Here is a 271-nt window from a genome sequence, read left to right as displayed (position 1 = left end):
GTGCCCAGGGTGAACGCGTACCTCTCGGGCCGGCCGAGGCGCTCTGCGCGCTCGTCTGCATCCGGCGGCAGGCGCAGCGTCGTCGCCGGTGCGCCGCCGATGACGCGGATGCGGTCGCAGAAGTCGAGCGCCTCGCCGAGCCGGTTCGCGACGGCGTGCGTCGGAACCACGACCGCGTCCGTGTGCTTCTTCGCACGCTTCGCCATCGCCTTGGTCCAGAGCGTCAACGGCGTGCCCAGCGCTCCGGGATGCGTCCACGCGAGGGTGTCGT

General features: G+C 72.3%; 1 pseudogene. It reads right to left on the bottom strand.

Annotated features, from left to right (window positions below):
• Window positions 1-271 (bottom strand): annotated as a pseudogene (locus tag ACPYOG_RS19570) (glycosyltransferase family 4 protein); the annotation flags it as partial.

Source organism: Leifsonia sp. HAY1-4F (assembly GCF_056755275.1).
The sequence above is the reverse complement of the archived record's forward strand: the minus strand, read 5'-3'. Positions and strand labels throughout refer to the sequence as shown.